The organism is Paenibacillus castaneae, assembly GCF_002884445.1.
In the GTDB taxonomy this organism is placed as follows: domain Bacteria; phylum Bacillota; class Bacilli; order Paenibacillales; family Paenibacillaceae; genus Pristimantibacillus; species Pristimantibacillus castaneae.
In genome coordinates, this window is record NZ_KZ614144.1 from 6248559 (window position 1) to 6263163 (window position 14605).

The window sequence follows — 14605 nt, forward strand, 5'->3', positions numbered from 1 at the left end:
TCAAACAAAAAACGAACAATTGCACAGTTACCCATGCAATTGTTCGGTTATTCACGATGCGTGCGACGGATCTTGATGCGCACGATCGATACTTACGAATTTATTGTATTGTTTAAGAAAAACAAGTTCAACTGTACCTACAGGCCCATTCCGCTGTTTGGCGATAATAATCTCGATAATGTTCTTCTTCTCGGATTCTTTATCATAATAGTCATCCCGATATAGGAAAGATACAATATCAGCATCTTGCTCGATCGATCCAGACTCCCGAAGGTCAGACATCATCGGGCGTTTGTCCTGCCTCTGCTCAACTCCACGGCTGAGCTGCGAAAGTGCAATAACCGGCACTTCAAGCTCCCGCGCAATCTGCTTAAGCGTCCGTGAAATTTCAGAAACCTCCTGCTGTCTGTTTTCGCCTGCTTTGCCGCGGCCCGATATGAGCTGCAAGTAGTCGATCAGAATCATGCCGAGGCCCCGCTCCTTCTTCAAACGGCGGCATTTCGCGCGAATTTCAGCTACCGTAATACCCGGTGTATCATCGATAAAGATTTGCGCTTCCGAGAGGGAACCAATTGCCATCGTCAGCTTCTCCCAGTCATCGCCTTCCAAATGCCCTGTCCGCATTCGCTGTGCATCGACATTCGCTTCCGCACAGATCATCCGCTGCACCAGCTGTGCTGCGGACATCTCCAGACTGAAGATGGCGACTGTTTCACGTGCGCGAACACCGACGTTCTGAGCGATATTAAGCGCGAAGGCCGTTTTACCTACTGACGGACGAGCCGCAACGATAATTAAGTCGCTTCGCTGGAAGCCTGCAGTCATGCGATCCAGATCCGTGAATCCGGAAGGTATGCCTGTCGTTCCGCCCTTGTCCGTATATAGCTGCTCGACCTTCTCGAATACCTCCATCAACACATCGCGGATGGAGATAAAGCCGCTGCCGGAGCGCCGATTCGAGATTTCAAGAATCTTCTTCTCCGCATCTCCCAGCAGCACGCCAACATCCTCAGAGTTCGCATAGCCGTCTGATACGATATTCGTAGCCGTGCGAATAAGTCGGCGAAGCATAGACTTTTCTTCAACGATTTGTGCGTAATAATCAACATTTGCCGCCGTTGGCACTGCATTGGCCAGCTTGGCCAAATAGCTGACGCCGCCGATTTCTTCAAGCAAATGCTGATCCTGTAAATGCGCGGTCAGCGTTACAAGATCAACCGGCTGGTTGTTCTCCGCGATCTCGACCATCGCTTCATAGATTTGTCTATGAGCACCGCTGTAAAAGTCTTCGCTGCGCACCCGCTCCATCGCCGTAATGAGCGCTTCAGCCTGCAGTAATATGGCGCCAATGACAGCCTGTTCAGCTTCCAGGTTTTGCGGTGGGACACGGTCAAACATCAGCTCTGTACTCATTTAGCGCTCCTTTAAAGTTTGCGTAGCAAACTACTTCGTAAGCATATTCTTAAAGTTTGTGTAACAAACTTACTTCGTAAGCATAATCCTAAAGTTTGTGTAACAAACTTACTTCGTAAGCATATTCTCAAAAGCTTGCGTAGCAAACTTCCATTAACATTCTATGCTTTAATAATTATTCCTCTGCCGCTTGTACGCTTAGCTTTGCTTTCACAGCCGTGTGAAGCTTAACGCCAACCTGCGTAATGCCCAATGTGCGAATCGGCTCATCCAGCTCGATTTTGCGCTTGTCTATCTTAATGCCTTGCGCAGCGAGCGCTTCAGCAATTTGTTTGCTCGTGATGGCGCCGAATAGCCTTCCGCCTTCACCGGCTTTAGTCTTAATGACAACCGTCATCTCGTCAAGCCGTTTGCCCAGCTCCTGCGCATCTTCCTTTTCTTTGTCCTTACGCTTCTGCTCAGAGGCATTCTGCAGATCTAGTGTCTTCAAGTTTCCGTCAGATGCTAGCTTTGCCAGACCCTTCGGCAGCAGAAAATTACGAACATACCCTTCGGAAAGCTCCTTGACTTGCCCTTTCTTGCCTTGCCCTTTAACATCCTGCAAAAAGATTACTTTCATTCAAATAACCCCTCTTCTGTTTCAATTTCGTCCAAGACCTTCTTGAGACGTACTGCTATTTCCTGAACTGTCCCTTCAAGCTGAGCGGCAGCATTCGTCAAATGTCCGCCACCGCCCATTCGCTCCATTACAACCTGTACATTCATATGGCCAAGCGAACGAGCGCTAATGCCAATTAGTCCGTCTTGCCGCTCCCCTATTACAAAGGAAGCTAGTATATCAGTCATATTGAGCAGCGTATCCGCAGATTGTGCAATGAGAAGCTGTGAATACTTGCGGCCGCTTTCCGTTACGGCAATAGCCACATGCTCATAGACGACCTCAGCATGCTTAATAATTTCCGCTTTACGCACGTATTCCTCAAGATCTTCCTTGAGCATACGCTGAATCATCATGGAATCTGCACCATTGCGGCGCAGGAACGAGGCAGCCTCGAACGTCCGCGCTCCTGTACGAAGCGAGAAGCTCTTCGTATCTACGGTAATGCCCGCAAGCAGCGATGTCGATTCTCTTACGTCCAGAGCAACACGGTCATGGATATATTGCAGCAGCTCGGTTACGAGCTCACAGGTTGACGAAGCATACGGCTCCATATAGATCAAAATGGCGTTCGCAATAAATTCCTCGCTGCGGCGATGATGATCAATAACGACAATGCGCTCGGTCTGTGTCAGCAGCTTCGGTTCCTTCACCATCGACACCTTATGCGTATCAACGACTACAGCAAGCGTCTGAGGCGTAATAAGCGAGAATGCCTGCTCCGGTGATACGAACCGCTTGGAAAGCTTCTCATCCTCCCGCAGCAGCTCCATCATCTTCTCAATGGCAGGATTGACACCCTCAAGCACGATATACGCCTCTTTACCGAACAATTGCGCCGCCTTCATAACGCCGATTGCCGCTCCAACGGAATCCATGTCAGGCATCTTATGTCCCATAATAACGACATTGTGGCTCTCGCGGATTAGATCCCGAAGCGCATGGGCAACAACCCGCGCTCGAACGCGCGTCCGCTTCTCCACCGCATTCGACTTGCCGCCATAGAAGGACTGACGGCTTCCAACCTTGATTGCCGCTTGATCTCCGCCTCGTCCAAGAGCAATATCAAGGCTTGTGTGCGCCCATTGGCCAAGCTCTATAATATGCTCAGCACCTGCCGCAAACCCGATGCTAAGGGTTACCGGAATTTTATGATCTCCCGTTATTTCCCTTACCTCGTCAAGAACAAGAAAACGGGATTGCTCCAACTGCTTGAGTGTCTTCTGATCTGTAATTAACAGAAAACGGTCAGACGTCAGCCTTTTCAAATAAACCTGATATTTCTGCGCCCATTCCGTAATTTCTGTCGTTACCTTCGCAAGCATGGAGCTGCGCTGGTGATCATCGAGTCCCTGGGTCACTTCCTCCAGGTTATCAATCATAACGACACCAAGCACAAGCTTCTCATCATCATATTTGCGGCCAAGCTGCCAGATCTCCGTTATATTCTGGACATACAAAATGCGTTCCTTGGGCTTAAAAATAAGCTGATACACATGAGAGCCTACCGTAGCTTCAATCTTTCCTTCGCGTTCCTTCACCTGCTGCAGGGCAGGAAACAGCTCAGGAAGCGGAACACCAATGACGGAATCCCGCTCCATCATTTCTGCAATGTATGGATTATGCCATTCTACAGCTCTATCTTCATTATATAGTATAACTCCGAATGGAAGCTCGTTTATAACGTCATTTCCAGCCTTTTTCACCCGATAGGTCAGCGTGCCCAAATACGATTTCAGATCCTTGCGGAAAGCTCGTTCTGCAAGGACCGTATAAACAGCTAAAGCACATGTTAATAAAAGCCCCAGTAATCCCAACAGCCACTCATAATAAGCAAGCGCCCCTGTCATCAGTGACAATAATGCGAATGCCCAAATCTGATGCATACCGTGCCACCGTGTAACTAAAAACTTTGGCATATCCGATCCGCTCCTGTGCTATGGTTTCGTAAACGACTTGCGGATTGGAAAAGCGGTATCGAGCACGCCAATTAAGCTTAGCGGCGGGAATAGAAGCACTGGAATGGCCAAAATTAGAGGTACCGCTTTGTTCCAGCCTCGCTGATGGGCAAGGAAGAAGAAAAATCCAACCGCTTGAAAAGCAAAAATACAACTAAGCAGCGGGACTAAATTCAATAACGCAATCGCAAAAAAAGAATCGCTTGTAGTCGATGCGAACATTTCCATCATATAAGCAATCAAATAAATAATAACGAGCAAGCGCGACAAGCGCCACTCTCTGGCGCGTGTAAATCTTGGAATGTCAGGTCCGCCGCTCCATTTCACTGCTCTACGGGCGATGAATTGTGTAATTGCCGTATACACAAAAGCAATCATAATAAAGGTGAAAGGTATGGAATTGACCATTGTACGAATGAAAATATCCGTTAAGTCTGCATTCCAATCCGTCGGCAGAAAGCCCTGCGCAATCAGATTATTAAATGTTTCCTTTACTATGGTACCTATTTCTTTGATGAGCGAAATATTCAAGAATACTTCAAAAATGAGCATTTCAAGCATCAATTGGGCTAGAAACACAACACCCACAATCCTCATAATTCTCGATGCAGGCGCTTGCTTCATATACAAGTGGCCCATCACGATAGACGGAATGAGAAAGAATAATCCAATAATAAGCGTAGCGGGTCCACCAATCAGGAACGCCAGCACCCATACGGGAAGTAAATGCAGTACAAATGACTTGGGAGTCAATGTCGTATACAATACAACGTACGGCACCATCATCAGTAATAAAGCGATGATGTTAAAGAGCGGCAATAAAAGAGACAATAATAACAGGAGTGCTACAACGCTCCATAGTACGGGTTTCTTGCCGGTTTTCAAACCGTTCACCTCTTGGTTATTTAATCTGGTTTCGTCTGAAACTTTTACAACTCATTATAGCATAAAAGCTTAACATATCACTCATAATCAAACTTAGCGCCAAGCACAGACAAGATGAATAGGCCGCGGCTGCATGCAGAATAAAAAGACGGAACATCTATATTGTTCCGCCCTAGTCTATGAATTATTACTTATTTTATTCTATAATACCTTATGCTTTTCCATAATGAGCTTTTGACAATAGTCAATAATTTCACTTCTTCGCACGATTCCGATAAATCGATTTCGGTCGTCTACGACCGGTACAAAGTTTTGAAGCTTAGCGAGTGAAATTAGATCATCCATATTCGCATCAATTTGAACCGTCTTGTTCAATAATCGCCGCGGTACGTCCATCAGCTTTACTTTATTGGTCTGTTCAAGCGACAAGTCTCCGTGATTCTTGAAGTACCAGAGAAGATCGCCTTCGGTGATCGTGCCTGCATAACCACCATCATTATTAATAATGGGCACCGATGTATAACGGTGGTATTCCATTTTCTCAAGTGTCTGCCTTAGCGTTGCATCCTGCGGAAGACATACGACCTCCTGCTTCGGCAATAAAAAAAACGCAATATTCATTTCGCTTCACAACTCCGTTTCGATTGCTCTTCCCATTCTACTTTTGTCCATGGCTGCAGACCGATCAGAGTTGATCGCTTTAATGCTGCCCAGATTGCTCCTGTGGAAGAGATAAAGATTTGACCTCTTTCGTTTTATTCTCCATGTATTTATCCGGCAGAATAAGCTCCGATGAAGAGATATCCGCATTTAACCAGCTCTTGATCATCGTCTGTACCTTCGCTAAGTCTTCTTCATCGGCGAAATAATACCAAGTTCCGCCTTCTGTCAACCGATGACCGTCACCAAGTATGGAATGACTGTAAATATTGCGAGTTTTCGCTTGAATGATGCTTTGGCCTAAGTCAACAAGCTGATCCGGACGCATATTCGTACTGAAATTCTCACCCATAATATCGATTAAATCCGGAATTTTGGACCATTGGTTCATTTGCTTCGCTTTATCCATCAACAACGACAAGAAGATCTGATGGCGCTCTGTACGGTTTATATCACTATCCTCACGATATCGTACATAATTAAGCGCATCCTGTCCATTATAGATGTCCTGCCCTGCTTTGATGACAAACTTCTCGTGGTCAGGATCTTTGTTAACCATATCTTTTTCAAGAGGAAGCTTTATGCCTCCCAGCTTATCAATGACTTGACGGAAACCTTCGAAATTAATAGTAGCGTAGTACTGGATAGGAGCGTCCAAAAACTTCTCTACCGTGTCCATAGACATCCCTGCACCGCCGAATGCGTAAGCATGTGTAATTTTATCCTGTTTGTTTTTGCTTTTTTTACCTACAATTTCGACATACATATCACGTGGAATGGATACCATCAACAGATCACCGTCATTAGGACGAACAACCGTATAGATCATCGTATCCGAGCGTCCGATTTCTTTGCCGCGCTGATCAATGCCAAGCAGCAGCACCGCGAATGGGTCTTGCTTCTTATTGGCAGTACTGGTGGTAACAGGCTCGCGTCCTTCAATCGGCTTATAGGTTTGCTCTAGTTTCTTCTCCACATGCCCTTGCAGAAACCAATCAAATCCTAGCGATGCTAGTGCTCCGCGGTAGAAAAATCCCACCATGATTACGACAGCTAGCGCGGCTCCTGTCGTATACAGCCATTTTCTTTTGTTCATCATTTTCATAATATGATAATTTCTCCTATCTTCACTGTTCTTTTTAGAACTCGCCCTCTCAGTTTAGACGATTTCGAGATAAAACAGGTTACAAATTTTTTACAATATGTTTATACCTCTATGGTATACAATTTTTGTAATTAAAAAGGTCTATTGACAACTTATGACGAATACAATCATTGCAAGAATAATGTTAAATAGGAAAGGATGATTATTGTTATGCAACCTCCATCCCTACATCCAGAAGGCTCATCAACCGGATTGGATCCTAAATTAGCAGGTGTCCTTTGTTACCTAGGAGGCTTTATTACCGGCATTATTTTCCTAGCGCTGGAAAAGCAAAGCCGTTTTGTCCGTCTTCATGCCCTTCAATCCATAGTCGTATCTGTTGCTATTATAGTCATCAGTATGCTGCTTGGCGTTATTCCCATCATCGGTTGGATACTGGGAATACTACTTTGGCCGGTCAGTACGATTCTATGGATTGGACTTATGCTGCTTACTTACCAAGGAAAGCTATATAAGCTTCCTATTATCGGTGATTGGTGCGAGCAGCAGTCTAGAAAATTTTAATTCATTCATTGTGCGCCTTTGCTTTGGACATGTTCGCTGCTATTTAAAGTGGACGGCACTCTGCCGTTCACTTTTTTTCTTGATATAGCGAGGAATGATCCTTGAGCCATTCAAAAGAATGAATAACGACAACCTTTAACACCGCATAGCCGGGCACCGCGAGCACGATTCCAACGAGGCCGAATAGATTCCCAGCTGTCAGAATAACAAAAATAATCGTGATCGGATGAATTTGCAAGCTTTTACCCATAATTTGCGGCGATATGAATTTGCCCTCTATTAACTGCACAATCGTCCATATCACAATCATCTTCAGCAGCATTACCGGCGATGTGACCATAGCGACGACTAAGGCAGGAGTAATAGCAATAGCGGGTCCCAAGTAAGGAATAATACTCGTACAAGCAGCTGCCAGAGCCAATACTAGTGAATATTCGAGCCCAATTACTAAATAACCAATATACAACAAGAAACCGATACAGAAGCTGACAATAATTTGTCCTCTAATATAGCTGCTGATTTGATTGTTCATCTCTGCCATAATTCGCTTCGTTTTAGGCTGCAGCTTAGCAGGCAGAAAGCTAACAATCGCTTGTGGCAGCTGTTTGCCGTCTTTTAACATATAGAATAGTATAAAAGGCAGTGTCACAATGGCAAGAACAATATCTTTTAGAGCTCCTACAAAGGTGCCCAGGCTCGATAGCGTCCCATTTAAGACTGTGGAAATTTTCTCCGTAATTTTTCCCGTAAGCTCCGTTGAATTCAGGTTAAACCATTGCTGAATCTGATTGAAGCTGGAGCTATCTATGAACTGCATGAATTCAATACGAAGCTGTTCGCCATAAGTGGGCAAGTTATTAATAAAGCTCGTCAACTGATCGCTCAGAATCGGGATCACAAGCACTAACAGAATCGTGATCAGACCGGCAACCAGCAGAAAGAGAATAATGATCGAAATAACACGCTTAATCCCCTTGCGTTCACAATAATCAACCACAGGGTTAAGCAGAAAATACGCAATTCCTGCTAGTATAATAGGCAGCAGCAGCGTCTTGAGCAGCACTGTAAGCGGCGTAAAAATATACGATATTTTCGTTAAAACTAATATATTCAACCCAACAAGAAGCAATACAAGCAGAAACAATACGAACTTATTGTTCAGTATAAATTTTTTGAACCGCTCCGTACCTGCTCTGACGTTGTTCATTCCAATCTATCCCCTCCAATTGTGCTTTATTATATGTATTGTATCATTTCTATAAATCAGAACGCGAATAGCACTCTTCTTCCATATTACAGCATAATTTATGTCCATATAAAGCGAAAAAAGCAGCTCTCCTGAGAAGCTGCTGCTTTTTTCTTATTTTCTAATCCTTGTTTTTCTTCAATACAACCGCCCAATCATCCTGTACACTCCGCTCCCATAAAGGAACTCCTGAGATGTAAGCAGCCCTTCCGTTCAAATGCCCAGCCACTGGTGCGGTTATAAATACGAATACGATACCGAGCAGCAGCTTGGCGCTTATATGATCTAAATAAAAGGCGAAATATAGAAAGGCGCCTGCTAGAATGAACAGCACACCTAGCGTTGCGCTTTTGGTTGCAGCATGCGAGCGCAAATAGACATCCGGCAGTCTTACTAGGCCAAAAGCGCTTATGGCACTTATCAAAGCACCTGCTAACACGATTAATCCGATAATAATTTCACCGATTCCGCTCATCATCTCCGCTTTCAATGACAACCCCTCTTTCGATATACCTTGCAAAGGCAGTAGTGCCAATAAAGGTTAGAATGCCTATCACCAAAATGATGTCGAAATACGCATAGGTTTTCAACAGCATACAGATAATTGCGATCATAGACAGCAGAAGCACACCAATCGTGTCGAGCGCAGCGATACGGTCCGAGATCGAAGGCCCTTTCAACAGCCGATACATGCAGCCAATGATTGCAAACGACAATATGGTTAAGGAAAGTAGCAGCAAAGTAGACATCAAGGCCGCGTCACCTCCATAATCGCTCTCTCAAACGTGCCTTTGATTTGCAGCGACAGCTCATTGGCATCCTCAATATCCATAGCATGAATATAAAGCGTCCGGCTATCCCGTGACACATTTATCGTTAATGTCCCGGGTGTGAGGCAGATAAGACAAGACAGCAGTGTAATTTCCCAATCTGACTTCAGCTCAGTCTTAAGCGCGAATATACCTGGTCGAATTTGAAGCCTTGGCCGAACAATTTGCAGCATGACCGCATAACTGGAAATAAACAGCTCTTTAATGAACAGAATCAGCAGCTTGACAATCGCCCATAATTTCTTCAAATCATCTACTCCTTCAATACGGCGTCAATATAATCTGCCGGATTCATTAGCGTATTTCCCGCTTCTGCAGCAAATCGGTAAATCCACTCCGAACCAAACCCCATCAACATCATAATGATGAACAAACTCGCAGCGGATAGAAGATGACTTTTAGATATCAACGCTGGAGGATTGGTCCTCGGCTTCTTCTCTTCTCCCCAGAAAGCGCTCATGAATACTCGGACTAACGAATAGAGCACGATAAAGCTGGATACGAGCGCAGCGCCTGTCAGTACATAATATTTCTCCTGCAAGCCGCCTTGAAGAATGAGCAGCTTCCCCGCAAACCCGCTGAGCGGCGGAATACCCGCAATAGCAAGAGCAGTAATGAAGAACATCCAGCCCACCGCCGGATGATGCTTAATCATACCGCCCATCTCCTTCAGCCGGCTCGTTCCAGTTAGATGTACTATAAAGCCCCCCAATATAAACAAGAGTGCCTTGGCAACCATGTCGTGCAGCAAATAAAAGACGACTCCGTCCATCGCAGCATCAGCACTTATAGCCAGCCCAAATGCTATAAATCCTACAGAAATGATAACATTGTAATTCATAATGCGGTAAATGTCAGAATAAGCAATTGCCCCGAATACGCCAAGAATCATCGTCGCGGCTGCCATCCAAGCGATCCAGCTGTGAGTAACGGCCGGATCATGATAAAAAATGAGTGTAAATGTCCGAATTAGCGCATACAGCCCTACTTTAGTCAGCAGCGCTCCGAACAGCGCCGACACGGCTGCCGGAGGAACGCTGTAGGAGCCCGGAAGCCAGAAGAAAAGGAACAATCCTGCTTTAAGCGAGAAAACAATCATGAACAAAACCGCGATTACATTCAATACGCCGTCCTGCCCCGCCTCCGCTACTCGCAGCGACAAATCGGCCATATTCAGCGTGCCGACAACGCCATATAAATAAGCTACAGCAGCTACGAACAACGTCGATGAAAGGATGTTAATCAATATATATTTTAACGTTTCGCGAAGCTGGCGCTTCGTACCGCCCAGTACAATAAGTGCGTAGGATGAGATGAGCATCACCTCAAAGCAGACGAACAAATTAAACAAATCCCCTGTTAGGAATGAGCCGTTGATTCCTACAAGCAGGAATTGAAAAAACGGATAATAGTAATTGCGCTCCCGCTGCTCACCTACGGTACCAAACGAATAGAATAAACAAAAAGTGCCTACAACCGATGTGGTGAGAAGAAGAAGCACCGACATCATATCAGCTACAAAAACGATACCATAAGGCGGCAGCCAACCGCCCATATGCAGCGTTTGAATGCCTTCCGTTTTCACCTGATACAGGATGATGCCAGCAGCACATACAGTAGCCAATAGGCTGAGCGTGTTCAGCCCTCTTTGTATGGTTATATTATTTTTGAAAAATATGAGAATGGCAGCTGTAAATAAAGGGATTAGAAGCGGAAATACAAGCAGATTATTCATCCTCTTTCCCCCTTAATTGTTCGATATCATCCGTCCCCAGCTTCTGATACGCCTTGTAAGCCAGGACGAAGAAAAATGACGTAACTCCGAAGCTAATCACTATGGATGTTAAAATCAGTGCCTGCGGTAGCGGATCTACATAAGAATCTGCCTTCTGTCCCAGCAGCGGAGCCGCACCTGTTTTTAAACGGGACATCGTAAGCAATAGCAAATGGATGCCATGTGTAAGGAGCGAGGTCCCGAGTATGATCCGCAGCAAGCTCTTCGACAGCACCAAATATACGCCGACGGTAAACAGCACGCCTATGGCAATTGACATATATAGTTCCATTCTTATTTATCCCTCCCTATTGCCAGGATAATCGTCATCGTAATGCCAACGACGGTTAGGTAGACACCTAGATCGAACAGCATAGCGGTTGCCCATTCCATATGTCCGAGCAGCGGCAGCTCTACATAGCCGAAGGCATGACTCAGAAACGGTAGGTCAAACAAGAATGAGCCAGTACCCGTTAATAAAGCGATCAGAATGCCTACAGCGCTCAACTTGCGGAAATCGATTGAAATAACTTCCCGTACTCGCTTGCTTCCGAACGCCATAGCGAGCAGCACGAATGCTGCCGCTGCCATCAATGCTCCGATAAAACCGCCTCCCGGCGCATTATGCCCAGAGAAAAACAGATACAAAGAAAAGGCCAGGATGATAACAATGACTGCTTTGGCTATAGTCTTCAATATCACATCATTGCTGCGAATGCCATTGAAAGTCAATTTATTTTCGCTTTCCCAATAACCAGTCCCGACTCTGTCCACATCATCGGTGAGATTCACCTTGATTAAGGCGTATATGCCATAGGATGCAATACTAAGCACGACAATCTCCAGCATCGTATCAAAGCCGCGGAAATCAACGAGAATGACATTGACAATATTTTTGCCTCCTGCGAGATTATAGCTCTCCTTGATGAAAAAATCGGATATGGATTCGAATGATCGGCTGCTGCTTGCGCTCAGGGCAAGCAGGGTCATAACCACGCCTACTCCAAGCGCGATAATAAAGTTCGACAGCTTAAAGCGTAAGCTTTCAAGCTCTTTCTTCAGCTTAGGCAAATGATAGAAGCAGAGTAGAAACAACGTAACCGATACCGTCTCAACGATCATCTGGGTCAGTGCTAAATCTGGCGCGCGGAAAATAACAAAAAATAACGTAACCATATAACCAGCTGTACCGGTTAAAATAATGGCCATCATCCTCGTCCGTGCGAACGGAACAGCAATGACCGATACGATCAGCGCGAATATAATAACCGCTTCATACAAGGACATCGGAGCATATTGTGTGAAGTCTAAGCGGACGCTGTTCGAAATTCCCATTGTAATCGCAATAGAAATAATCAGAAACAGAAATATATAGATCATATAGTGGCGAATCGAGCCTGTCATATAACGATCCGTTAGACCTTTAGCGCCTTTATCCAGAAGCCTGAGTCCGCCATCATAGGTTTTATTCAATGTTATCTCACTAAAGAGTGGCAGATGCAGCACCTTCACGCGTTGATGCTGCCGATACAGCACCGTGCCCACCGCAATGACGCCAATGGTCATAAAGATTTCTGCTGTCCAGCCATGCCAGATTTGAATGGATGTATCGAATTGCTGACCTGAGAGCAGCATGGTCGGATGAATGGCAGCCATGGTCGGTTCGATCAGCGTGTACGACAAGATATTAGGGAATATTCCGAACACGACGGCGAGTGCACCTAGTACAACAGGGGGAAGCAGCAGTCCAAGTGGTGCTTCATGCGGCTTTTTCTCCAGCTTATCGAACTGCTTCTTCCCGGCAAAGGTTCTAAACAGCAGCAGCATGCTGTAAATGAACGTAAAAACACTTGCAACCCAAGCAATTACAGGGAAAAGCACGCTCAGAAACTGCATATTCCACATATCCAAATTCATGATATTGATCACGGCTGTAAAGAACATTTCCTTACTCAGAAATCCATTGAACGGCGGCAGACCCGCCATGGAGAATGTACCAATTAAGGCGACCGAGAAGGTGATCGGCATAACGGACATTAAGCCACCCAGCTTACGAATATCCCTTGTTCCGGTCTCATGATCAACTATGCCTACGATCATGAACAAGGCTCCCTTGAACACAGCATGATTGATTAGATGAAAAATACCGGCCATCGTAGCTTTCACATAAAACAGTGATTCACTTGTTCCGGTAAATATAGCTGCCGCTGAGCCTAAGCCTAGCAAACTCATAATAAGACCTAGCTGGCTAATGGTTGAGAAGGCAAGCATCGCTTTCAAGTCCGTCTGCTTGAGCGCTCGATAGGATCCATATATCAAGGTCACAATTCCCGTTGCGGAAACGATCCAGAACCAGCTCGCTTCTCCCGCAAATATAGGACTCATCCGCGCTACCAAATATAGGCCTGCCTTCACCATAGTTGCAGAATGCAAATACGCGCTTACTGGCGTTGGAGCTTCCATCGCATCCGGCAGCCAAATATGGAACGGAAACTGGGCTGACTTCGTGAAGGCCCCAAGCAGAATAAGCAGCATCGCCGGAATAAATAAGCTGTGCTCCGTTATCATAGCGGCATTCGCGATGATTTCTCTTATGCTGAATGTTCCTGTCATCATATACAGCAGCAAAAAACCGCTCAACATCGCCAAACCGCCAAATACCGTTATAAGCATCGACTTCAAAGCGCCATATAGCGACTTTTCTCTTTGGTTCCAGAATGCAATCAGAAGAAAGGAAGAAATGCTCGTCAGCTCCCAGAAGCCATAAAGCGTTATCAAATTTTCAGAAAGCACAACGCCGAGCATGGCACCCATGAACAATAATAAATAAATATAAAACTGGCCAAGCGCTTCTTTTCTCTTATTCAAATAAAAGATGGAATAAATGATGACCAAAGAGCCTATCCCTGAGATCAGGAGTGCAAATAGAAGACTAAGCCCATCCAAATAAACGGTAAAATGAACGCCAATTGAAGGAATCCACGGTACCGCAGTTGTCACTGATTCTCCATTCTGAACCTTTGGCACACGACTCAGAAAATAACCAAAAATGAAAATCGGTGCCGGGAGCATAAACCAGCCCGTATGAATACGGTTTGTCACTTTATAGAGAAATGGACTGCCAAACGCAAAAATAAAAGGCAAAATAATAACAAGATGCAGCAAAGACAATTTTCATCCTCCTTCACAGGGTGTTGTACCTATACATCATTTCCAATAATCGCAATAAGTAAGTACAAATCGACCAAAATAGGCAAAAAACGCAAAAAGAGCCCGCTGTTGGCAGGCTCCTCCGATAAATCATGTATTATATTGTTTATTCGCTGTTTTTAAGTATATATTCCAAGCTTCTTAATGTCAAAAGAAATTGACTCCATAAATGCTTTAGGAATGAACACGATTCAATTAGGGGATTACTCTTTAATAAAAAAGGAGTCGATTCTCATGCTCAGTCGAAAAATAACCGTTTCAATTTTAGTATTTGCACTCATTCTAACAGCAGGGTACTTAGA

General features: G+C 45.1%; 13 protein-coding genes and 1 pseudogene. 1 reads left to right on the forward strand and 13 read right to left on the reverse strand.

Annotated features, from left to right (window positions below; translation table 11 throughout):
* Positions 1–51: 51 nt before the first annotated feature.
* The 6 genes from dnaB to CEF13_RS28185 form a co-directional block, all read right to left on the reverse strand.
* Positions 52–1413 (reverse strand): replicative DNA helicase, encoded by a 1362-nt coding sequence (gene dnaB, locus CEF13_RS28160; protein ID WP_102716074.1) that lies wholly within the window; start codon positions 1411–1413, stop codon positions 52–54.
* A gap of 175 nt (positions 1414–1588) precedes the next feature.
* The gene (rplI, locus tag CEF13_RS28165) at positions 1589–2032 is read right to left on the reverse strand and encodes a 50S ribosomal protein L9 (protein ID WP_102716075.1); all 444 of its coding nucleotides are present in this window, start codon (positions 2030–2032) and stop codon (positions 1589–1591) included.
* A complete protein-coding gene (locus CEF13_RS28170) occupies positions 2029–3990 on the reverse strand; it encodes a DHH family phosphoesterase (protein WP_102716076.1) in 1962 nt (653 codons plus the stop codon). Before CEF13_RS28170 ends, rplI begins: the two co-directional genes overlap by 4 nt.
* A gap of 18 nt (positions 3991–4008) precedes the next feature.
* The gene (locus tag CEF13_RS28175; protein WP_208414732.1) at positions 4009–4914 is read right to left on the reverse strand and encodes a DUF2232 domain-containing protein; all 906 of its coding nucleotides are present in this window, start codon (positions 4912–4914) and stop codon (positions 4009–4011) included.
* 201 nt (positions 4915–5115) lie between these two features.
* Positions 5116–5535 (reverse strand): CBS domain-containing protein, encoded by a 420-nt coding sequence (locus CEF13_RS28180; RefSeq protein WP_102716078.1) that lies wholly within the window; start codon positions 5533–5535, stop codon positions 5116–5118.
* Positions 5536–5614: 79 nt separating this feature from the next.
* Positions 5615–6679, reverse strand: coding sequence for an LCP family protein (locus CEF13_RS28185; protein ID WP_102716079.1), 1065 nt, complete (start codon positions 6677–6679; stop codon positions 5615–5617).
* 210 nt (positions 6680–6889) lie between these two features.
* On the opposite strand from CEF13_RS28185, the gene CEF13_RS28190 reads away from it, so the two are divergent.
* Positions 6890–7243 (forward strand): DUF4870 domain-containing protein, encoded by a 354-nt coding sequence (locus CEF13_RS28190; RefSeq protein ID WP_102716080.1) that lies wholly within the window; start codon positions 6890–6892, stop codon positions 7241–7243.
* A 67-nt stretch (positions 7244–7310) separates the two neighbouring features.
* On the opposite strand, the gene CEF13_RS28195 is transcribed toward CEF13_RS28190, so the two are convergent.
* The 7 genes and pseudogenes from CEF13_RS28195 to CEF13_RS28225 form a co-directional block, all read right to left on the reverse strand.
* Positions 7311–8450, reverse strand: coding sequence for an AI-2E family transporter (locus tag CEF13_RS28195; RefSeq protein WP_102716081.1), 1140 nt, complete (start codon positions 8448–8450; stop codon positions 7311–7313).
* Positions 8451–8610: 160 nt separating this feature from the next.
* Positions 8611–8964 carry a monovalent cation/H(+) antiporter subunit G gene (mnhG, locus tag CEF13_RS28200; protein WP_102716602.1) on the reverse strand — a complete coding sequence of 118 codons (354 nt, stop codon included), beginning with the start codon at positions 8962–8964 and terminating at the stop codon, positions 8611–8613.
* Positions 8948–9241 (reverse strand): Na(+)/H(+) antiporter subunit F1, encoded by a 294-nt coding sequence (locus CEF13_RS28205; RefSeq protein ID WP_102716082.1) that lies wholly within the window; start codon positions 9239–9241, stop codon positions 8948–8950. Before CEF13_RS28205 ends, mnhG begins: the two co-directional genes overlap by 17 nt.
* Positions 9238–9567, reverse strand: a pseudogene (locus CEF13_RS28210) (Na+/H+ antiporter subunit E); the annotation flags it as partial. The pseudogene CEF13_RS28210 and the gene CEF13_RS28205, both read right to left, overlap by 4 nt.
* Positions 9568–9572: 5 nt before the next feature.
* On the reverse strand, positions 9573–11054 hold the full coding sequence (locus tag CEF13_RS28215) for a Na+/H+ antiporter subunit D (protein WP_102716084.1): 1482 nt from the start codon (positions 11052–11054) through the stop codon (positions 9573–9575).
* The gene (locus tag CEF13_RS28220) at positions 11047–11385 is read right to left on the reverse strand and encodes a Na(+)/H(+) antiporter subunit C (RefSeq protein WP_102716085.1); all 339 of its coding nucleotides are present in this window, start codon (positions 11383–11385) and stop codon (positions 11047–11049) included. Before CEF13_RS28220 ends, CEF13_RS28215 begins: the two co-directional genes overlap by 8 nt.
* Positions 11386–11387: 2 nt before the next feature.
* Positions 11388–14264 carry a Na+/H+ antiporter subunit A gene (locus CEF13_RS28225; protein WP_102716086.1) on the reverse strand — a complete coding sequence of 959 codons (2877 nt, stop codon included), beginning with the start codon at positions 14262–14264 and terminating at the stop codon, positions 11388–11390.
* Positions 14265–14605: the final 341 nt, after the last annotated feature.

Excerpts from the sequence above, each read along its gene's own strand:
- CEF13_RS28220 (WP_102716085.1), bottom strand. The coding sequence starts at position 11,385 with ATGGAACTATATATGTCAATTGCCATAGGCGTGCTGTTTACCGTCGGC.
- dnaB (WP_102716074.1), bottom strand. The coding sequence starts at position 1,413 with ATGAGTACAGAGCTGATGTTTGACCGTGTCCCACCGCAAAACCTGGAA.
- CEF13_RS28170 (WP_102716076.1), bottom strand. The coding sequence starts at position 3,990 with ATGCCAAAGTTTTTAGTTACACGGTGGCACGGTATGCATCAGATTTGG.
- CEF13_RS28195 (WP_102716081.1), bottom strand. The coding sequence starts at position 8,450 with ATGAACAACGTCAGAGCAGGTACGGAGCGGTTCAAAAAATTTATACTG.
- rplI (WP_102716075.1), bottom strand. The coding sequence starts at position 2,032 with ATGAAAGTAATCTTTTTGCAGGATGTTAAAGGGCAAGGCAAGAAAGGG.
- CEF13_RS28185 (WP_102716079.1), bottom strand. The coding sequence starts at position 6,679 with ATGAAAATGATGAACAAAAGAAAATGGCTGTATACGACAGGAGCCGCG.
- CEF13_RS28180 (WP_102716078.1), bottom strand. The coding sequence starts at position 5,535 with ATGAATATTGCGTTTTTTTTATTGCCGAAGCAGGAGGTCGTATGTCTT.
- CEF13_RS28215 (WP_102716084.1), bottom strand. The coding sequence starts at position 11,054 with ATGAATAATCTGCTTGTATTTCCGCTTCTAATCCCTTTATTTACAGCT.
- CEF13_RS28190 (WP_102716080.1), top strand. The coding sequence starts at position 6,890 with ATGCAACCTCCATCCCTACATCCAGAAGGCTCATCAACCGGATTGGAT.
- mnhG (WP_102716602.1), bottom strand. The coding sequence starts at position 8,964 with ATGAGCGGAATCGGTGAAATTATTATCGGATTAATCGTGTTAGCAGGT.